The sequence below is a fragment of the Asanoa sp. NPDC049475 genome (assembly GCF_040676915.1).
Lineage (GTDB): Bacteria > Actinomycetota > Actinomycetes > Mycobacteriales > Micromonosporaceae > Asanoa.
In genome coordinates, this window is record NZ_JBFAPY010000002.1 from 311,424 (window position 1) to 329,274 (window position 17,851).

The 17,851-nt window shown below is 71.8% G+C and carries 21 protein-coding genes; 12 read left to right on the forward strand and 9 right to left on the reverse strand.

Annotated elements, in window-relative coordinates; translation table 11 throughout:
• Window positions 1-43: 43 nt before the first annotated feature.
• Window positions 44-655, reverse strand: coding sequence for a GyrI-like domain-containing protein (locus AB0J88_RS07570; protein WP_364347385.1), 612 nt, complete (start codon window positions 653-655; stop codon window positions 44-46).
• Between the two features lie 41 nt (window positions 656-696).
• Between AB0J88_RS07570 and AB0J88_RS07575 the strand changes: the two genes are divergently transcribed.
• The 4 genes from AB0J88_RS07575 (at window position 697) to AB0J88_RS07590 (ending at window position 3,866) form a co-directional block, all read left to right on the forward strand.
• Complete coding sequence (locus tag AB0J88_RS07575; RefSeq protein WP_364347382.1) at window positions 697-2,037, forward strand: hypothetical protein; 1,341 nt, start codon at window positions 697-699, stop codon at window positions 2,035-2,037.
• 129 nt (window positions 2,038-2,166) lie between these two features.
• The gene (locus tag AB0J88_RS07580; RefSeq protein ID WP_364347380.1) at window positions 2,167-3,042 is read left to right on the forward strand and encodes a DUF5996 family protein; all 876 of its coding nucleotides are present in this window, start codon (window positions 2,167-2,169) and stop codon (window positions 3,040-3,042) included.
• A 9-nt stretch (window positions 3,043-3,051) separates the two neighbouring features.
• A complete protein-coding gene (locus AB0J88_RS07585) occupies window positions 3,052-3,417 on the forward strand; it encodes a hypothetical protein (RefSeq protein ID WP_364347378.1) in 366 nt (121 codons plus the stop codon).
• A gap of 2 nt (window positions 3,418-3,419) precedes the next feature.
• On the forward strand, window positions 3,420-3,866 hold the full coding sequence (locus AB0J88_RS07590; protein ID WP_364347376.1) for a nitroreductase/quinone reductase family protein: 447 nt from the start codon (window positions 3,420-3,422) through the stop codon (window positions 3,864-3,866).
• 73 nt (window positions 3,867-3,939) lie between these two features.
• Here the strand turns inward: AB0J88_RS07590 and AB0J88_RS07595 are convergent, their stop codons facing one another.
• Window positions 3,940-5,139: an MFS transporter gene (locus tag AB0J88_RS07595; RefSeq protein WP_364347374.1), complete on the reverse strand. Its 1,200-nt coding sequence runs from the start codon at window positions 5,137-5,139 to the stop codon at window positions 3,940-3,942.
• 85 nt (window positions 5,140-5,224) lie between these two features.
• Here AB0J88_RS07595 and AB0J88_RS07600 point away from each other — a divergent pair, with 85 nt between their 5' ends.
• Window positions 5,225-6,529: a lanthionine synthetase LanC family protein gene (locus AB0J88_RS07600; protein WP_364347371.1), complete on the forward strand. Its 1,305-nt coding sequence runs from the start codon at window positions 5,225-5,227 to the stop codon at window positions 6,527-6,529.
• Between the two features lie 58 nt (window positions 6,530-6,587).
• Window positions 6,588-7,205 carry a class I SAM-dependent methyltransferase gene (locus tag AB0J88_RS07605; RefSeq protein ID WP_364347368.1) on the forward strand — a complete coding sequence of 206 codons (618 nt, stop codon included), beginning with the start codon at window positions 6,588-6,590 and terminating at the stop codon, window positions 7,203-7,205.
• Window positions 7,206-7,227: 22 nt separating this feature from the next.
• Here the strand turns inward: AB0J88_RS07605 and AB0J88_RS07610 are convergent, their stop codons facing one another.
• The gene (locus tag AB0J88_RS07610; protein WP_364347365.1) at window positions 7,228-7,692 is read right to left on the reverse strand and encodes a DUF5946 family protein; all 465 of its coding nucleotides are present in this window, start codon (window positions 7,690-7,692) and stop codon (window positions 7,228-7,230) included.
• 71 nt (window positions 7,693-7,763) lie between these two features.
• Here AB0J88_RS07610 and AB0J88_RS07615 point away from each other — a divergent pair, with 71 nt between their 5' ends.
• Complete coding sequence (locus AB0J88_RS07615) at window positions 7,764-8,369, forward strand: hypothetical protein (protein WP_364347362.1); 606 nt, start codon at window positions 7,764-7,766, stop codon at window positions 8,367-8,369.
• Between the two features lie 132 nt (window positions 8,370-8,501).
• On the opposite strand, the gene AB0J88_RS07620 is transcribed toward AB0J88_RS07615, so the two are convergent.
• The 4 genes from AB0J88_RS07620 to AB0J88_RS07635 form a co-directional block, all read right to left on the reverse strand.
• Window positions 8,502-9,752 (reverse strand): hypothetical protein, encoded by a 1,251-nt coding sequence (locus tag AB0J88_RS07620; protein WP_364347359.1) that lies wholly within the window; start codon window positions 9,750-9,752, stop codon window positions 8,502-8,504.
• Between the two features lie 79 nt (window positions 9,753-9,831).
• Window positions 9,832-10,779 carry a hypothetical protein gene (locus tag AB0J88_RS07625; RefSeq protein WP_364347356.1) on the reverse strand — a complete coding sequence of 316 codons (948 nt, stop codon included), beginning with the start codon at window positions 10,777-10,779 and terminating at the stop codon, window positions 9,832-9,834.
• A gap of 27 nt (window positions 10,780-10,806) precedes the next feature.
• Window positions 10,807-11,247, reverse strand: a complete 441-nt coding sequence (locus AB0J88_RS07630) for a DUF1801 domain-containing protein (protein ID WP_364347562.1) — start codon at window positions 11,245-11,247, stop codon at window positions 10,807-10,809.
• Window positions 11,248-11,315: 68 nt separating this feature from the next.
• Window positions 11,316-11,948 carry a TMEM175 family protein gene (locus AB0J88_RS07635; protein ID WP_364347353.1) on the reverse strand — a complete coding sequence of 211 codons (633 nt, stop codon included), beginning with the start codon at window positions 11,946-11,948 and terminating at the stop codon, window positions 11,316-11,318.
• 237 nt (window positions 11,949-12,185) lie between these two features.
• Between AB0J88_RS07635 and AB0J88_RS07640 the strand changes: the two genes are divergently transcribed.
• The 4 genes from AB0J88_RS07640 to AB0J88_RS07655 all read left to right on the forward strand — a co-directional run bounded on the left by AB0J88_RS07640 (window position 12,186) and on the right by AB0J88_RS07655 (window position 15,659).
• Window positions 12,186-12,551 (forward strand): siderophore-interacting protein, encoded by a 366-nt coding sequence (locus AB0J88_RS07640; RefSeq protein WP_364347350.1) that lies wholly within the window; start codon window positions 12,186-12,188, stop codon window positions 12,549-12,551.
• 66 nt (window positions 12,552-12,617) lie between these two features.
• A complete protein-coding gene (locus AB0J88_RS07645; RefSeq protein ID WP_364347347.1) occupies window positions 12,618-13,373 on the forward strand; it encodes an SDR family oxidoreductase in 756 nt (251 codons plus the stop codon).
• Between the two features lie 76 nt (window positions 13,374-13,449).
• Entirely contained in the window at window positions 13,450-14,844 is a 1,395-nt protein-coding gene (locus AB0J88_RS07650; protein WP_364347344.1) for a peroxidase family protein, read from the forward strand.
• Window positions 14,845-14,885: 41 nt separating this feature from the next.
• Entirely contained in the window at window positions 14,886-15,659 is a 774-nt protein-coding gene (locus AB0J88_RS07655; RefSeq protein ID WP_364347341.1) for a hypothetical protein, read from the forward strand.
• Between the two features lie 6 nt (window positions 15,660-15,665).
• Here AB0J88_RS07655 and AB0J88_RS07660 read toward each other — a convergent pair whose 3' ends face one another.
• Complete coding sequence (locus AB0J88_RS07660; RefSeq protein ID WP_364347338.1) at window positions 15,666-16,535, reverse strand: AraC family transcriptional regulator; 870 nt, start codon at window positions 16,533-16,535, stop codon at window positions 15,666-15,668.
• Between the two features lie 80 nt (window positions 16,536-16,615).
• Here AB0J88_RS07660 and AB0J88_RS07665 point away from each other — a divergent pair, with 80 nt between their 5' ends.
• Complete coding sequence (locus AB0J88_RS07665) at window positions 16,616-17,386, forward strand: phytanoyl-CoA dioxygenase family protein (RefSeq protein WP_364347335.1); 771 nt, start codon at window positions 16,616-16,618, stop codon at window positions 17,384-17,386.
• Between the two features lie 6 nt (window positions 17,387-17,392).
• On the opposite strand, the gene AB0J88_RS07670 is transcribed toward AB0J88_RS07665, so the two are convergent.
• Window positions 17,393-17,812, reverse strand: coding sequence for a pyridoxamine 5'-phosphate oxidase family protein (locus tag AB0J88_RS07670; RefSeq protein WP_364347332.1), 420 nt, complete (start codon window positions 17,810-17,812; stop codon window positions 17,393-17,395).
• Window positions 17,813-17,851: the final 39 nt, after the last annotated feature.

A 17,851-nucleotide genomic window follows, 5' to 3' on the forward strand; every position in this document is an offset into this window, starting at 1 on the left:
CATTTAGTCCATAACTTTCGGCGGCAACGCCGCCCTGCACCCGCTACGCCCTCGGCCGGACGGGCTGACGCAGGATCGTCCTGAGCTTGGCGGGCTCGGTGCGCCGGGGGTCGCTGAGGTAGATCTCGTGGTGGTGGCCCGCCATTCGCAGGCCGTTGGCCGCCAGGTATTCGTCGTGCAGTCGGGCCAGGATCGGTCCTTCGTCGTCGTACGGACCGTGGTGCAACACCTGGGCACAGGCGCCCTCGTGCAGCACCTCGCGGCGTACGCCGACGATGTCCTTCTTCTTGCTCGCGGTCTCTCTGGCCGCGTCGACGATCTCCTCGGTGACCCAGTCCGGCTGGCTGATCAGCATCCGCCATTGCCAGGCGTCCTTGTCGCGGCTCGTGAACACCTCGGGGTTCTCGGACCACCAGAGTCCTTCGAGCGGCCCGACGACGAAGTCCCGGCCGAGGTCCTTCCTGCTCGTGAACTTGATCGTGTACGAGACGGTGTAGAGCGCCTCGACGGCGCGGGCGTAGGCGGCGCTCGTGTTGGGGTCGCCGCGCCCGTCGACGGCGAGGAACTGTTGCTCCGGCACGTCGACCATGGCCCAGTCGGTGTTCTTCGGGGCGTAGCACGACTTGAGCTCGCGCTTGACGTCGTAGCGGGTCATGATCTGGTGGATCCTAGCGTTCCCTTGTCACAATCCGCTCTGTGGAAACGGGAGTTCTCAAGGCTGCCGCCTTCACGGTGGTGACTCTCGTCGTCGGCGTCATTTTCACCGTGTGGGGGCTCGAAGGCTATCTCGCCCACCACGGGGGAGTGGACGGACAGGTCCGGGTCAGCACCTGCGACGAGGTCGACCCCGACGAGTGGAGCTGCGCGGGCACCTTCGTCTCGGACGACGGCACGGTCCGGATCACCGGGATCGACATCATGCCGATCTTTCTCGGCTCGCACCCGGGCGACGTCACGGAACGGGCGTCGGTGACCGGCCCGAGCGGCAGCACCGCGTGGCTGGAGTCCGAGAGGTTTCCGACCCCGCTCATCATCGGACTCGTCATGCTCGCGGGATTCGCGGTTTCGGGGGTCGTGTTGGCGCGCCTGGTTCGTGCGACGGCACCGGCCACCGCCCCGGCCCCGGTCGCGGTGCCGGTTGTCCTGCACACGGAGTCACGCCGCCCCCATCGGGTCATCTGGAAGGTGGTCGTCGTCGGCTGGTTGCTGCCACTGGCCGCGCTGACGATCGCTATCGCCGAGTACAACCGCTTCAACGCGGCGCAGGAAAGCCGGCTCAGCCAGACCGGCGACGCGGTCGTGACAGCGGCCGGCGACCGCGGCGTCGACGTGACGGTGACGGCCCCGGACGGACACACGGCAACGGTGCGGCTGACGCCGAACGATCCGGCCGCGTACCCGGAAGGCACCCGGGTCCCGTTCCGCTACGACCCGCGGGATCCCGGGTTCGCGCTGCCGCTCGACGAGAGCCCGTTCGAGGTCCTGTGGGTGATCGAACGCGACTCCTGGAGCCAGTTCGTGTTCCTGCTCGCCGTCGTGCTCGGGGTGGTCTGGACCTGGCGACTGGGCCGCTTCGCCACAGGCGCGTCACGACGCCGACCCGAGGCGGGTGCCGCCCGTGCCCTGATCGCCACACCCTTCGTAGGCCGGGCCGCACTCTGGCTGGAGATTGTGGACAGTCGGGGCGACCGACGGCATCAGCGGATCCTCTGGGACCGCCGCCTCGTCGAGGCCTTGACGGGCGCCCCGGGCGGGCCGGAGTTCGCGGTCGAACTGCGGCGCTGTCTCGGCTTCCGGCGGATGTACGTGGTGGACGCCCCGGGTGTGGGCCGCCTCTGGCCGGGCAGCACCGCCCGGCGGACGCCACCCTTCACCTCCAGGTTCGCACCCACCATCGACCGGCCAAGGCGCCGCATCGTCGGCCTCGTGCTGACGGTCGTGCTGGTCGCTGCCGTGGCCTGGTACTTCGCCGACCCGACGATGGCCCTGCTGGCTGCGACACTCCTGGCGGCGCACGAAGTGATCCGGTCAGGTTGACGGCGGTTCGACGTCGCATTCGAGGCGGGCGCCGCGTTCCGCTGCGTCGGGGTGCGTCGGGCCGCTGCTGCGAGGACGGCAGTGAAGAATGCACGGCGGTACGCCCGTCGGGGCACTAGGATAGGTGGGATGCGAGAAGCCGACGGGTGGCCCGCGCTCCCGGTGGCGGCCTGGCAGCCGACCCGCGACACGGTCCAGCTGTGGACCCAGATCGTGGGCAAGACGCGGCTCGCGCTCGCGCCGCCGGTCAACCACTGGTGGAACGTCACTCTCTACGTCAACAGCACCGGCCTGACGACGTCGCTGATGCCGTACCAGGACCGGGGTGTCGAGATCGCCTTCGACTTCGTGGCGCACGTCCTCGACCTCCGCACCACGACCGGCCAGAGCCGCCAACTGGCGCTCGAACCGCGCAGCGTGGCCGACTTCTACGCCGAGTACCGGGCGCATCTCGCGGACCTCGACATCGACGTCATGATCAACCCGCTGCCGGTCGAGCTGCCCGACGTGATCCCGTTCGACCAGGACCACACGCACGACTCCTACGACGCGGCCGCGATGCACGCGTTCTGGACCTCGCTGGTGTCGGCCGACCGGGTCCTGTCCACGTTCCGGGCCGAGTACCGTGCCAAGGTCTCGCCGGTGCACTTCTTCTGGGGCGCCTTCGACCTGGCCGTGACCCGCTTCTCGGGCCGCCCGGCACCGCGGCACCCCGGCGGCGTGCCCAACTGCCCCGACCGGGTGATGTGGGAGGCGTACTGCGACGAGGTGTCCAGCGCCGGCTACTGGCCGGGCGGCAGGGACGAGGGGCTGTTCTACTCGTACGCCTATCCGGAGCCGCCCGGCTTCCGCGACCGTGTCGCCGGCTACGACGAGGAGCTGGGGGAGTTCGTGCTGCCGTACGCCTCGGTCCGAAGCGCTGATGATCCGGACGCGGTGCTGCTGGACTTCCTGCGCCGCACCTACCAGGCGGCCACCACGTCCGGGACGTGGCCGGCCGGCTAGCCTGTTCCGGTGGCCGACGCCGACGACGTTCGCACCCTCGCGCTCGCCCTGCCGCACGTGGTCGAGATCGAGAGCGACGGCTTCGACTTCCGGGTGGGCAACAAGGGCTTCGTCTGGTCCTATCCGGAGCGTCAACCCGGCCGCCCGCGCGTCATCCGCACCGACATCGCGGTCCTCTACGTGGGCGACGAGGCCGAGAAGCAGGCGCTCCTGCTGGGCGAACCCGAGACCTTCTTCACGACACCGGCGTACGACGGTCTCCCGCTCGTCATGCTCCGGCTAGCCACAGTGGACGTCGCGCGGCTGCGCGACCTCGTGAGCGACGCCTGGCACATGCGAGCCGACCCGGAGTTGCGGGCGTCCGACACGCTGTAGTCATGTCTGTCAAACTCCCGCCACGCTGGGTCGTCGTGACGGCGTGGCACATCCACCGCGGCATCTACCGACTCACCTTCGGCAAGCTCGGCCTGTGGCGGCCGCGCGGCAGCCGGTGGGGCACGCTGCGCCTGACCACGACGGGCCGGCGCACGGGCCAGGAGCGTTCGGTGCTGGTCGGCTATCTCGAGGACGGGCCGAACCTCGTGACGCTGGCGATGAACGGCTGGGGCGAGGCGGAGCCGGCGTGGTGGCTCAACCTGCAAGCGCACCCGAACGCCCGGATCGACCTGCCGGGCGGGTCGCGCCAGGTCCGGGGGTACGCGGCGACCGGCGCGGAGCGAGCCCGCCTGTGGGACCGTTGGCGGGAGGTGGACAAGGACCTCGACGGCTACGCGGCGCTGCGCTCGAAGGAGACGGCCGTCGTGATCCTGGAGCCGGCGCCATAGCTATCCTCGACGAGGCCCGTGTGCGCCGCAGCGGTGATCATCTCCCCGCTGACGCGGGACCGCGGTCCGTCCGTCATGTCGTGCGCCTTTCGGCGCTCGGTTCCCGCACCGACGGCAGCAGGACGAGGGCCGGCAGCAGGAGGAGCGGCACGACCAGCAGGGCGTGGAGGATGCCGACGTGGTCGCCGAGGAAGCCCACCAGCGGTGGTCCGGCCAGGAACGCCGTGTACCCGACGACCGCTACGACGCTGACCCGGGCCGGCGCCACTGCCTCGTCGTCGGCCGCCGCGCTCATGCCGACCGGGAAGCCGAGTGAGGCGCCGAGGCCCCACAGGGCCACCCCGCCGAGCGCGACCGCCGCCGTGCTGGAGAACACCGCGATCACGACGCCGGCGGCCGCGACGAGCATCGTCGCGAACAGGACCGGGACTCGACCCCACCTGTCGAGCGCGGTGGTGCCGGTCGTGCGGCCGACGGTCATCGCGACGACGAACACCCCGAACGCCGCCGCGCCGGCCGCCTCGCTGACCTCGTGGCCGTCGACGAACGCCAGGGCCAGCCAGTCGTTGGCGGCGCCCTCGGTGAAGCCCATCACCAGCACGAACAGGCCGATGAGCAGGACGCGCGGGTCGCGCCACGCGTCCAACACCCGGGGACGGGGGGCCTCCGTGACACCATCCGATGTGGATGCCAGGAACCAGCGGGCGGCCAGGAGCGTCCCGAGGGCCATGGCGACCGCCGCCACCGCCAGGTGCACGCCGATCGGCACGTCAGCCCGCGCGCATCCGGCGCCGACCAGCGCTCCGGTGACCGTACCCAGGCTCCATGCCGCATGGAACCGCGGCATGATCGTGCGGCCTATTCGGCGCTCGACGGCGGCGCCTTGGACGTTCATGGCGACCTCGCACGTGCCGCTGCCGTAGCCGAGGGCGAACAGGCCCACGCCGACCAGCAGCGGCGACCCGAACACACCGGCGCCGACACCGGCCAGCGCCAGTCCGGCTGATGCCACGACCGTCACCGCGGCCACGGTCCGTGAGGCGCCGAGCCGGTGGGTCACCACGCCCGCCACCGGCAGGGCCGCCACCGCGCCGGCGGAGACCGTCAGCAGCAGCAGACCGAGCTGGCCCGCGCTGAGCTCCAGCGCGTCCCGGGCGGCCGGCACCCGGGCGAACCACGACGACAACGCCAGGCCGTTGAGGCCGAAGACGACGGCGACGGCCGTCCGCGCCCGCAGGACCTCGCGGGGGATGGTGGTCGTCGACGCGTACATCCGGAGATCGGACCTTTCAGACCGCTCCCATGGCAAGGCCGAGTGGCCCCGATCACGCCGCGACCGGTGTCGTTATGGTGGCGGCGTGTCAGGTGCATCGACGTATCGCGAGTTGGGCGAGGCCGCCTGGGCCTGGGTGCTGGGCCAGGTCCGCGACGACGACGGGCCGTGGCTGCCGGACGTGGTCGGCGACGACCCGCCGAAGCCGGCGGGGGACCGCGACTCGCTCTACGCCGGCATCGCCGGGTTGGCTTCCGTGCTCGCCGAGCTCAGCCGTCATCGCGCGCTGGACGACGCCGAGACGGCACTGGTGGCCGGCGTCGTCGACCGGCTGGGCGGCCTGTCGGACAGCAGCGACCCGTCGCTCTACGACGGCCTCGCCGGCTACGTGATGGCGCTACGACTGTTGGCTCCGGGGCAGGAGCGGTTCGCGATGGTACGGCTGGCCGAACTGCGTACGCCCGCGGGCTGGGAGCCGGCTCCGGGCAGGTCGACCGGCCCCCTGTCGGACGTGGTCTCCGGCAGCGCCGGGGTGGTGCTCACGGCCGCGTGGGCCGGTGGCGAGCCCGCGGCCGCGCTCATGACGACCGGGGGAGAGGCGCTGCTGCGGGTGGCCGAGCCGACCGGGGCCGGCCTGGACTGGCGGATGTGGCCGGGCTACCCGTCGAGCAACCCCAACTTCTCGCACGGCACCGCCGGCGTGGCGTCGGCGCTGGCGGTGGCCGGGCGCGCCCTCGACCGTCCGGACTTCGTCGAAGCCGCGCGGCAGGGCGCCGAGCACCTGCTGAGCATCGCTTCGCTCGACAACGGCGGGCTCGTCGTGGAGCACACGATCCCGCGGTCGAAGCGGGAGGTGGAGCCGGTGACGTACAACTGGTGCCACGGCCCCGCCGGCACCTCCCAGGTGTTCGCCGCCCTGGCCCGTGCGGGGGTCGAGCGGGTCGGCGACTTCGGGGTCGACGAGCTACGCCGGCGCTGCCTGCGTTCGGTGCTGACGTCCGGCCTCCCGGCGCGGCTGCGGCCCGGCTTCTGGGACAACGACGGGCGTTGCTGCGGCACGGCCGGCGTCGCCGACATCCTGCTCGACGCGGCCCAGGACACCACGGACGAGGCGTACGCGGCGGAGCTCATGGCTGGCGTCCGGACGATGGCCGACGCCCTGGTCGAGCGCGCGATCCGCGACGAGGCGGGGGCGCGGTGGCGGTTCGTGGAGTACCGGCAGGACCCGCCGCTGCTGCCGCCGAGCACGTCGTGGATGCAGGGCGCCGCGGGGATCGCCGCGTTGCTGTTGCGCTACGCCCGCGTCCTGGACGAAGGCCCGACCGCGGTCGTTGTCGACCGCCCGGACCAATGGTGGGCCGTACCCGAGCGGCTGTGCGTCACCCGCTGATTTGCTGTTCCGGCAAACAGGTTTGGCGGGCGGTCGCGAAGGCCGGAAGGTTGGTCTCATGACCAACCCGATGGGCGCCCAGTTCTGGGACGACCTCTATGGCAGCCGTGACCAGCTTTTCAGCGGCCGACCGAACGGTGTCCTCGTCACCGAGGTCGGCGACCTGCCGCCCGGCCGGGCTCTCGACGTCGGCTGCGGTGAGGGCGCCGACGCTCGCTGGCTGGCCCACCACGGTTGGCAGGTGACCGCGGTCGACATCTCCCGGACTGCCCTCGACCGCGCCGCCGCCACCGACCCGGCGCTCGCCGGCCGGGTGACCTGGACCGTTCTGGACCTGAACCAGGTGCGACCGCCGGGAACGTATGACCTGGTCACCGCGCAGTACTTCCCGCTGCCGAAGCAGGCGGGCGACACCGGCGCGCGCGGCCTGATCGGCGCGGTCGCGCCCGGCGGCATCCTGCTCGTCGCCAGCCACGACCCGGCTGACCTCCCGTTGGGCGAGGACCACGGCTTCGACCCGGCCGACTACTGGCACCCGACGGACATCGCCGCGATGCTCGACGACGACTGGACGATCCTGACCAACGAGTCCCGCCCACGAACCACCCCGCCACCGCCGGGCACCCACCACCGCAACGACACGGTCCTACGCGCCCGGCGTCTCCGCCCCGCCTGACCCCGACCCGATGCCGCTCAACTCATCGCGCAGCGGTCCAGGCGGTGAAGGTGGCCTTGGCCCACGCCTCGACGCGGTGCTCGTAGCCCTCGGCGGGGAAGCTGCCGTCCACCGCCACGTCGACGATCGTGGTGCCGAAGCTCGTGGGGAAAGGGCCTTCCGGGAACGTGACAGCCGCCTGGAAGAGCGCTGAACCGCGGTGTCGGTGGGAGTTGCGCCGGCGGGCGCTGTCCGTCATCGCGTGCAGACCCGCCTGACCACCCGACTGGTACGCGACCAGGAACGCCCACCCCGCGTCGTCGCGGCCCTGCGGCGCGAGCGGATGGGCGGGATGCTGGAGGAAGAAGCACGCCACGACGACGCCGTGCAGCGGACCCCAGGGCGGTTGGCGGGAGTGGTCCAGCGCGAGCAGCCGTTCGAAGAGCTCGCCGCAGCTGTGCGGCACCTGCGGTGCGCCGCACTCGTCCGTGTAGGCGTCAATGGCCACAGGAGGGATTGTGCCCGGTCTTCGGGCGTGCGTACGCTGCCGTCCTTTGATCAACTAGGGAGGCCAACAGCGTGGGCACGAACCACCCGCCGCGGCCCGTCGCGATCGCGTCCGTGCTGCTCGTCTGCGCGGCCGTGCTCGGCGCGCTCGACGTGGTCGCGACCTGGCTCGCGATCGGCCACTTCGACGACGCCGCGCCAAGCACGCTGGCGGTCCTGGTGGAGCGGGCCGTCGACGACGCGGACGTGTGGGTCGACCAGATGCGGGGCGCGCTCAACGTCAACCTTGTGGTCGCCGTCGGCGTGATCGTGGCGTTCGGCGCGTTGGCCGCCGCGGTTCGGCGGCGCTCGCAGGCCGCGCGGATCGCCGTCTGGGTCGCCGCCGTCGCAGCGGTCTACCTGCTCGGCGTCGGCCTCGCGAACAACCCGGAGGTCCCGCCCACCGACGGCACCGACTCGGTGGTCGAGGCGGCCTGGGACGCCCTGGTGCCCGGCTGGTACTCCGTCGCTCGCAGCCTGCTGACCACCGGCGAGCTGCTCACCGTGCTGATCCCGTCGCTGCTTCTGCTGCGGACGGCCGCCAGCGAGTACTACCGTCCCCAGATCGCCGAGCCGGGCCTCGGCGCGATCCTCGCGGCCCGTTACGCGCGCGAGGAGGAGAACCCACCGGCCGGCTGAGCGCGGACCAAGCTCCGACGCCGCTCCCGGCGCTGGGCATCCTGAGCGACCTTCCCCACGGCGACGTGGACGGGGTGCGGAGGCGACTGAGCGAGCTGGCCCTACCGAACGGTGAGGGCCAGCTCCGATCACTCAGCTGAACGCGATGCGCCCGTCCGCCTGTCGTACGCAGGCGATGCTCCGGTTGGCGGTCGTCGCCGCCGCGGCCAGGCACTGGCCGAGGACTTGGTGGCCCGCGGCGTTCGGGTGCCAGGACTCCTGGCACGTCTGGAAGTACGTGGCGCAGGTGTTGGCGATGCGCTGGATCGCGATCTTGTCCTTGCCCGAGAGGCTGGTCACCGGCACGCCGGTCGGCCCGTCCTGCAGCCGGATCGGGGTGGCCAGCGCCCCGGTCGGGCTCGCGTCCGTCTCGCAGAGCCGCGCCCCGTCGAAGGCCCGCTGCACGTTGAGATAGACGATGTCCTCGCCCGGGAACTCCGAGCTCAGAACAGTCTGTCCGGTGCGGACGATGTTCCCGAGGCCGCCGGAGAACCAGTGGCCCGCGGCCAGGCTCGCGCGGTGGATCGGGCAGCCGGCCGCGTACCGCTCGGCGCCGAGGTCCCGGAACTTGTCCCGGTCGTCGGCCCGCCCGTCCTCGGTCCAGAAGCGCTGGGCCAGGTCGAACGGCAGCGGGTTGGTGTAGTCCTGGAGCACGATCCGGTGCTGCCCGTCCGCGTCGACCTGCCGGAGCGTGTCGACGATCTGGCGTACGGCGGCGACCGTCTCCGCGGTGGCGGCCGCGAGCTGGGCGTCCGTGGCCAGGTCGCTGGTCGCGCAGGGTGCCTGCTCGACCGGGCCGTTGATGTAGGCCCAGAACTCCCACCAGCCCGTCCACGCGTCCGCGATGAACCGGTTGGCGCACTTCTCCGCGACGTTGCCGAACGTGAACTGGCTGTTGTTGGAGCCCAGACCGATCATGACCAGGTCGATGTCGTGGGTCTGGGCGACGGCGCGCAGCTGGTCGAGCTGGGAGGCCACGGTGCGGCCCTTGGTCCGGCTGGCGGACGCCGAGGCGATGTCGTAGGGCTGCCCGCCGGAGCAGGCCAGGTTGAACCGGGCGGAGATGCCCGGCAGCGCCGCCTGCTGGATCGACGCGTTCGCCGAGCGGTGGCAGAAGAAGGCGTTGTTGTTGGCCGCCGACCAACCGGGGAAGCCCTGCGCGACCCCGTTGAGGTCGGTGACGGCCTGGTAGCTGCCGGCACCCTCACCACTGACGAAGCTGTCGCCCAGCGCCACGGCGGCGGTCGGCAGCGCGGCGGATGCGGGTGGACTGCTGCCGAGCACGGCGACGACCCCCGCGGCGAGCGCGGTGAGGGTGGCGGCCAGGAACGCGGGACGACGCATGCGACCTCCAGAAAACATGAAGAATGTTCTGAGATCGCGATCAGATCACCGTCGTACGACGTCCGTCAATATCTCTTGCCTACTGTCGCGCTAGGATCTCGCGACGTTCGGCCGCGATCGCCGCCAGTCGCTCGTGCGCCGAGGCGGTCCGCCGCTCCAGCCGGCGCCGCACGTCGTCCACCATCGCCCCACACCGGGCGACGTTCTCCTGGGCGCGCTGGATGCGGCTCCGCACGGCCAGATCGGTGAAGATGTTGTCGAACCAGACGTCGACGAAGCGCGTCAGCCCGTCGACGGCTAGCTGCGGAGCCGTCGCCTCCGCGGACGGGACGTCGGCCAGCTCGGTGCGCAGCACCGCGAGGCTGCGATCGGCGCGGGCCGCCGCGGCCGCCACCCTGTCGAGCCGGGAATGCTTCATGGCGCTGCTGAGCACACCGCCGCCGAAGAACGTGTCGTAGGTCGACCAGCCGGACGCGCCCCGCAGCCCCTCGCGCACGACCGCCAGGTCGTCGGCCGCCATCCGCGCCGCCGTGACCGCCTCCGCGATCTCGTGCAGCTCGCCCCGGAGCCGGCCGCGTTCGTCGGCGAGCTCCAGCAGGCGCACCCGGCGGGGATCCGCCGACGCCGCCAGCAGCCGTTCCTTCTCGTCGAGAGCCGCCGCGTACGTCGCCGGTGCGGGTGCGAGCTCGGCGAGCCGGGCGCGTGCCGCGGCCTGCTCACGCTCGAGCGCCGCGAGCCGGTCCGAAGCGTCGGCCACCCGGTAGCGGGCCGCCTCGGCCTCCGCCCGTTCCCGTCCCAGCCGGTCGTCGCGCGAGCCGCGCAGTGAGGCCAGGACGCGGGTGAGCGAGAGACCCTCGAGCTTGTCGACGTCCAGCTGCTCGGCGACCGCCCGGGTCCGCAGCGTCGCGAGCTGCCTCGTCAGCTCGTCCGCGCGCCGGCGCAGGTCCGCGCTGCGCCGGCCGACCACCTCGTGTTCCCGGAGTGCCTCGGCGGCCGAGGCCAGCCGTCGCTCGATGTCGTCGCCCATGCGTCCATGGGACAACGCCGACGCAAACTAGCTGACGGCCTGCTTCATCAGCGAGGCGATCCGCTTCTCGTCGGCCGCGGTGAGCTCGGTGATCGCCCAGGCCGTCGGGAACATCGTGCCGTCGTCGAGGTGTGCGCCGTCGTTGAAGCCGAACGTCGCGTACCGCGTCTTGAACTTCTCCGCCGGCTGGTAGAAGCAGAGGACCTTGCCGTCCTTGGCCCACGCCGGCATCCCGTAGTAGGTCCGTGGCGCGAGCTCCGGCGCGTTCTTCTTGATGATGTCGTGCAGCCGCTCGGCGATGGCGCGGTCCGCCGCCCCAAGCTCCGCGATCTTCGCGAGGAGGTCCGCCTCTCCGTCCGCGCCCTTGCGAGCCGGCTTCTTCAGCTCGGCGGCGCGGTCCTTCATCGCGGCGCGCTCCTCCTCGCTGAAGCCGTCGTAGCTCGCGGTCGTCTTCTTCTTGGCGGTCATCCCAGCCTCCGGTGCGGTCTCGATCAGGTCGATTCTCATGCTAGGAACCGACCCGGAGCTGGCGCTTCTCAGAAACTGACCGGTTGCCGCGGGTCCTCCTCCGGGGTCCGATGCTCGCGGACCGCCCGGTCGATGCGCCGGTCGGGGACGATCCACAGGACCGCGACGGTGGCGAAGCACGCCAGTGCGACGACCACGCCGGCGCCGCCGATCAGCAGCGCGCTGAGCGTGCCGGCGACGAACAGGGTGCCGGAGGCCTTGCCCTTCACGTCCGGGCCGACCGCCGCGCGCAGCGGCGACGCCGGTCCCTGCTGCCGGATGATGACGGTCTGCAGCACCACGTACGTGACCGACGCGGCGAGCAGGTTCAGCCCGTAGACGACGACCGGGGTGCGCGCGAAGTGGGACTCGTCGAGCCACGCCGTCGTGAACGGCAGCAACGACAACCAGAACAGCAGGGCCAGGTTGGCCCACAGCACCCCACCGTTCACCTTGCGTACGAGGTGGAACATGTGGTGGTGGTTGTTCCAGTAGATTCCTAAGTAGACAAAGCTCAGCAGGTACGTCAGCAGCGCGAGGCCGGTCGTGTGCAGGAGCGCGGAGACGCTGTGGCCTTCCGGCACCTTCAGCTCCAGCACCATGATCGTAATGATGATGGCGAGCACGCCGTCGCTGAACGCTTCCAGGCGGTTCTTGGGCACCCGTGGATGTCCCTTCTGTGCGGGAGGCCAGGTCAGGCGAGGCGCGCGTCCGCGGACCCGGCGAAAGCGCCGTGGACAGGGACATCGGTGGGACGCGAGGTGCTCATGTTCTTCGTTCCTCTCTCGTGGGTGTCGCCAGCTCAGACCGGGCACCTCGGCGATCCGTGACAGCGCCGGGTGGTGTCACGGAACACGGCCCTGTCCGGTCATAGCTGGCGACCGAGAGAGGAATCGCGCATGCTCGACCGGCACGACCACGTCGTCCGCAGGCTCGCCGGAGCCTGCGTGCTGGGCGATGTCGCGGCAGTGCGGGCCGCCCTGGCCCCCGATGCCGTCGCCGTGTGCGACGGCGGCGGTCTGGTGCCGGCGGCTCCGCGCCCGATCCACGGTGCCGACGACGTGACCGAGCTTCTCCGGGTCCTGCTGTGCGGCCGGCCGGCAAGCGAGCTGACCGTCGAGGCCGTCAACGGCCGCGCCGGATTGGCCCTGCGCGAGGCGGGCCGGGCGGTCGCGGTCGTGGCCGTCAAGGTCGCCGGCATCCGGGTCGCGTACGTCTGGATCGTGCTGAGCCCGGAGAAGCTGCGCGGCTGGCACCGTCGCTGACCTGTCACACATCGCGGACCTGTCCGGTCATAGCTGAGATCCGAACGACAGCGAAGGGGGAACATCGTGAAGATCGTGGTCATCGGCGGCACCGGGCTCATCGGCTCGAAGGTCGTCGCGAGCCTCGGCCGGCTCGGGCACGAGGCGGTGGCGGCGGCACCGAACACCGGCGTCAACACGCTGACCGGCGAGGGTCTCGCCGAAGCCCTGGACGGCGCGGCCGTCGTGGTCGACGTGTCAAACTCACCGTCCTTCGCGGACGGTGCGGTGCTGGAGTTCTTCGACACCTCGACCCGCAACCTGCTCGCGGCCGAGGCGACTGCCGGTGTCGGCCATCACGTCGCGCTCTCGGTGGTCGGCACCGAACGGCTGCAGGAGAGTGGCTACTTCCGGGCGAAGCAGGCCCAGGAGAAGCTGATCAAGAACTCGGACATCGCGTACTCCATCGTGCATGCGACGCAGTTCTACGAGTTCGTCGGCAGCATGGCCGCCGCGGCGGAGGAGGCCGGCATGCTCCGCTTCGCGCCCGTGCTGTTCCAGCCCATGGCCAGTGACGACGTCGCGCAGGCGGTCACCGGCGTCGCCATCGGTGGGCCGCTGAACGCCACGGTCGAGGTCGCCGGGCCGGAGCCGTTCCGGCTGGACAACTTCTTCCGGGAGGCGCTGTCGTTCCGCAACGACCCGCGCACGGTGGTCACCGACCCGGACGCGCGCTACTTCGGTGCGCTGCTCGCCGCGCGGACTTTGATGCCCGGACCGGACGCGACGCTCGGCGGGATCCGCTTCGGCACCTGGCCGGGCCGCGACGGCTCCCGCAGGTAGCACATCCACCCCACCCGCCACCAATGTTGGCCGCGAAACCCGCCCGAACGGGCGCCAACCATGCTACGGAGGAAAGATGACTTCCGCTCAGGCCAACCCGCACGGCAGCCGGGTCGCCGCGCGGGACCACTGCCTGGGCCCGGCCCGGTCCGTCGACGGGCCGACCGGACCCGCCCGCTACGGCCGCATGTTCCGTGACCTGGACCCGCTGGGCACCGACCCGCAACTGCTGATGCGGGCCGGCAGCAACGGCGGGATCTGCGACTCGGCCGCCGTCCTGGACCAGCTCAACGCCGCGGGCGACGACGCCACCGAGGCCGCCGGGTGGCCGTTCTTCGGCCAGCTCGTCGCGCACGACCTGACCGCCGACCGCTCGCCGATCGCCGGCGGCGTGGCCGCCGAGGCGCTGCTCAACGCCCGCGCCCCGATGCTCAACCTGGAGATCCTCTACTCCGACGGGCCGATCGGCTCGGCGTTCCTGTTCGACCTCGACGACCCGGCGAAGTTCCTGCTCGGCCCCGACGGCGGCGACGTGCCCCGCAACCAGCAGGGCGTGGCGCTGATCGGCGACCCTCGCAACGACGTGCACCTGTTCACGCTGAGCCTGCACGTCGCCCTGCTGCGCGCCCACAACCACATCGTCGACCTGATGCGCGAGCACGGTGTGCCCGAGGGCCAGGTCTTCGACCACGCGCGTACGGCCCTCACGTGGCACTACCAGTGGATCGTGGTGCACGACTTCCTGCCCCGACTCGTCGGCGCACCGCAGGTCGAGCAGGTCCTCGCCGACGGCGGCCGCTGGTTCGCGCCGGACCTCGGCAAGGCGTTCATCCCGCTCGAGTTCGCCGACGCCGCGTACCGCTACGGCCACGGGCAGATCCGGCACACGTACCAGCTGGTCGAAGGCGGCCCGGCGGTGCCGCTCTTCCCGGACCTGGTCGGTTTCGGGCCGCTGCCCGCGGACCGCCGCCTGGACCTCGCGCAGATCTTCGACATGCCCGGCCGGCAGCGCGCGCAGCGTGCCAAGCGCCTCGACGGCCGGCTCGCGGCGAGCCTGATCGGCCTGCCCGAACAGGTCACGGGGGCGGTCGACACCGACGCCTACCGCTCGCTGGCGGTGCGGGACCTGCTGCGCGGCGACACCACCGGGCTGCCCAGCGGCGAGGAGATCGCCGCGCTGGTCGGCGCCGACGCGTTGACACCGGAGGAACTGGGTCACGAATGGCAGGCGGGCACCCCGCTGTGGTTCTACATCCTCAAGGAGGCCGAGCACCGCGGCGACAACGGCGACCGCCTCGGCCCGGTCGGCGGCCTGATCGTGGCGGAGGTCCTGATCGGACTCCTCCGCGCCGACGCGGCGAGCTACCTGAGCGTGGCGCCGGACTGGCAGCCGAACCTGCCGGCCGCCGGTGCCCGCTACGGTCTGGCCGATCTGCTCGCTCTGGGCGTGCCCGCCGACCAACCCGTCTAGGCGGGGTCACGCCGCCGCGCCGTCTGTGCCACAGTGGGTCGGTGGTCGTCCCAGGACTGGTCACCGTCGCCGGCGTCGTCACCGGCGCGCTCCTGTTCGCCGACCGCGACTTCGGCTCGACGGGCGGACCGATCGCCGGCTGCTTCGTGACCGGCCTCGCCACGACCGCCCTCGTCGCGGCCTACGCGGTGGTGCGCCGGCAGCCGGCGCACGTGTTCGTGCCGCTGGTCGGGACAGTGGCGGTGCCCGTCGCGGTCGCGACCGGCGGACCGTTCCACGACGGCCGGGCGATCGCGGTGTGGTGGGGGGCCGCGGCATTCGTCGTCCACCTGGCCATCGCGTCCCGGCGCCTGGCCGCCGCCCTCGTCGCCGTGGGGGTGGTCGCCTCGGCGTGGCTGGTCGGCCGGGTCGGCCAGGAGACGTGGCAGGCCGAGGACCTGCGGGCGGTCGGTGTGCCGCTGGTGGTCGTCGACGTCCCGGGGTTCACCCCGTATCGGGCCGGCGCGGGGCGGGAGAGGGTAGAGGTGATCTTGGCCGACCAACCACACCGCGGTCGCCGGATCACCCAGACGATCTACCGGAGCCGGTGCGCCAGCACGGCACCGACGCTCATCGACGACACGGTGACGAGCTCCGTCCGGTTGTGCGCGGCCGGTCACGTCGTCGTCGCGCGTACCGAGCTGATCTATTCGCAGCCGGGTGCCACCGGCGAGCCCTGGAGCATCGAGCCGCTGGTCCCCTCGATGACCGTGCGGCCGGTCACGGCGGAGGACCTGGCCCGGCTGGGCGACGTGACGCCCTGGGAAGACGATTGACCGGGGTCAGGCCGGTTCGACGGGCAGCCAGAGCGCACAGGTCGCGCTGCTGAAGTCGTCCGTGTGGTCGAGCACCGCCACGATCTCCGGACCCGGCCGTAGGCGCCACGGGTTGGAGGGGAACCACTCGGTCGCGGTCATGGCCCAGGTGTGCTGCAAGGTCCGCGGATGCGGCCCCGCCGTTCGGACGACCAGCCATCTGCCGGCCGGGACCTTGATGACGTCGAGACCGTCGGGGATCGGCGCGTCCGGGGACACGGCGACCCCGTGCAGGTACGTCAGCTCACTGCCCTCCGCGCGGTCGGGGTCGAGGTCGTCACTTACCGCGAGCAGCCCGCGCGGCTCGATGTCACCGAGGGCCTTCAAGCGCAGGTGCTCTTCCGTCGGCAGAGCGGCGATGTGCTCCTGGACGCGCGGGTTGACGCCGTGGTGGACGAGCGACACGCGGGCGGCGTGGCCGACGAGCCGGAACTCGGGGTGGTCGACGATGCGGGTGTCCATGCGCTCGCTCCCTTCCACGGTCAGCCGGAACCTGAGCTGAGGTTGGCCGCGCAACGGGCCTCCGTCGCGGCGCACCTCACCAGGACCGGCGCCGTGGACCGCCCGGAACGCCCGCCCGAACGCCTCGGTCGAGCCGTACCCGTGCCGGACGGCGATGCTCAGCAGGTCCTCCTCGCCGCGGACGACGTGGGCGGCGGCGACGGTCATGCGGCGGCGACGCAGATACTCCGACAGCGGCATGCCGGCCAACGACGAGAACATCCGGCGGAGGTGGTGCTCGGTCGTGCCCAGCGTCCTGGCCACGTCCTTGACGTCGAGGTCGCCGGTCAGGCTCTCCTCGACGAGGTCGACGAGCCGGTTGAGCGCCGAGATCATGAAGACTCCCCTCGAGACCCGACAAAGGCCGTACGAAAAGTATCGGGTGGTCGGGAGGCGTGCCGTCGCACGATAGCGGCATGGACGACACGACCCTGGTATCCCGGTTTCTCCGCGACGGCTTCGTGAAGCTGGAGGGCGCCGTCGCGCCGCGCGTGGCCGCGGACTGCGCGCGGCTGCTGTGGCGGGAGACGGGCTGCGACCCGGACGATCCGGGGACGTGGACGGAGCCGGTGCACTGGGTGCCGGGCATGGCGCAAGGGCCGTTCGCCGCCGCACCCAACTCCCCGTTCCTCCACCACGCGTACGACCTGCTCGTCGGTGCGGGACGGTGGGAGCCGCGCTACTCGCTGGGCACGTTCCCGCTGCGCTTCCCGCACGAGCGGGAGCCGGACGACGCGGGCTGGCACATCGAGGGGAGCTACCTGCCGGACGGCGAGAGCTGGTACTTCACCAACGTGCGCTCCCGCGATCGGGCGTTGCTGATGCTGTTCCTGTTCAGCGAGGTCGGCGAGCGGGACGCCCCGACCCGGATCCGGGTCGGCTCACACCTCGACGTGCCCGCGGTGCTGGAGAAGTACGGCGAGGACGGGGCCAGCGGACTCACGCTGGCGCCCGAGCTGGAGGCGGCGTCCGCCCACCGGCCACTCGCCCTGGCCACCGGATCTCCGGGAGACGTCTTCCTGTGCCACCCGTTCCTGGTGCACGCGGCGCAACCGCACCACGGAACGCGGCCGCGCTTCATGGCCCAGCCGCCACTGATGCCGGCCGTGCCGTACGACCTGGAACGGGCCGACGGCGCGTACTCACCGGTGGAGATCGCGATCCGCCGGGGTAGGCGTCGACCCTGACGCCGGTCAGGCGGAGTAGCGGTTCACCCGCTCGGGGTGGAGCACGATGCGCACCAAGGGTCCCGCTCGGTAGTCGTCGAGCAGTTGCTGGTGGCTCGGGTCCGGGTCGCTCAGGTCCCAGTACCGGCCGGCGAGACGGACCGCGAGCTCGGAGCCACCGTCGTCATGGAGCGTGACCGGTCCCTCGGCCGCCACCCAGTGCTCGGGCTCCCCGGGTGGTGCCGCGACGACGACCGAAGCTCGGGGCTGCTCGCGGAGGCGGTCGAGCTTGGGTGCGTCCGGGAGCGAGACCATCTGCACGTCGCCGCCGTCGGTCACCTCGAACCAGACCGGTCGCGGCGCGGGCCACCGGTCCCCACGCGGCGCGACCGTCAGGAAGGCGTAGAGCGGTCGCGCCAGCAGCGCCCGATCCTCGTCACGGAACATGCGACCTCCTTCTCCTCGACATCCTCGGCGCGAACGTGA

Coding starts and splice junctions, on each gene's coding strand:
- AB0J88_RS07670 (WP_364347332.1), bottom strand. CDS start 17,812: ATGTTCCGTGACGAGGATCGGGCGCTGCTGGCGCGACCGCTCTACGCC.
- AB0J88_RS07580 (WP_364347380.1), top strand. CDS start 2,167: ATGCGAGAAGCCGACGGGTGGCCCGCGCTCCCGGTGGCGGCCTGGCAG.
- AB0J88_RS07625 (WP_364347356.1), bottom strand. CDS start 10,779: ATGGGCGACGACATCGAGCGACGGCTGGCCTCGGCCGCCGAGGCACTC.
- AB0J88_RS07595 (WP_364347374.1), bottom strand. CDS start 5,139: ATGTACGCGTCGACGACCACCATCCCCCGCGAGGTCCTGCGGGCGCGG.
- AB0J88_RS07570 (WP_364347385.1), bottom strand. CDS start 655: ATGACCCGCTACGACGTCAAGCGCGAGCTCAAGTCGTGCTACGCCCCG.
- AB0J88_RS07660 (WP_364347338.1), bottom strand. CDS start 16,535: ATGATCTCGGCGCTCAACCGGCTCGTCGACCTCGTCGAGGAGAGCCTG.
- AB0J88_RS07665 (WP_364347335.1), top strand. CDS start 16,616: ATGGACGACACGACCCTGGTATCCCGGTTTCTCCGCGACGGCTTCGTG.
- AB0J88_RS07650 (WP_364347344.1), top strand. CDS start 13,450: ATGACTTCCGCTCAGGCCAACCCGCACGGCAGCCGGGTCGCCGCGCGG.
- AB0J88_RS07620 (WP_364347359.1), bottom strand. CDS start 9,752: ATGCGTCGTCCCGCGTTCCTGGCCGCCACCCTCACCGCGCTCGCCGCG.
- AB0J88_RS07590 (WP_364347376.1), top strand. CDS start 3,420: ATGTCTGTCAAACTCCCGCCACGCTGGGTCGTCGTGACGGCGTGGCAC.
- AB0J88_RS07630 (WP_364347562.1), bottom strand. CDS start 11,247: ATGACCGCCAAGAAGAAGACGACCGCGAGCTACGACGGCTTCAGCGAG.
- AB0J88_RS07640 (WP_364347350.1), top strand. CDS start 12,186: ATGCTCGACCGGCACGACCACGTCGTCCGCAGGCTCGCCGGAGCCTGC.
- AB0J88_RS07605 (WP_364347368.1), top strand. CDS start 6,588: ATGACCAACCCGATGGGCGCCCAGTTCTGGGACGACCTCTATGGCAGC.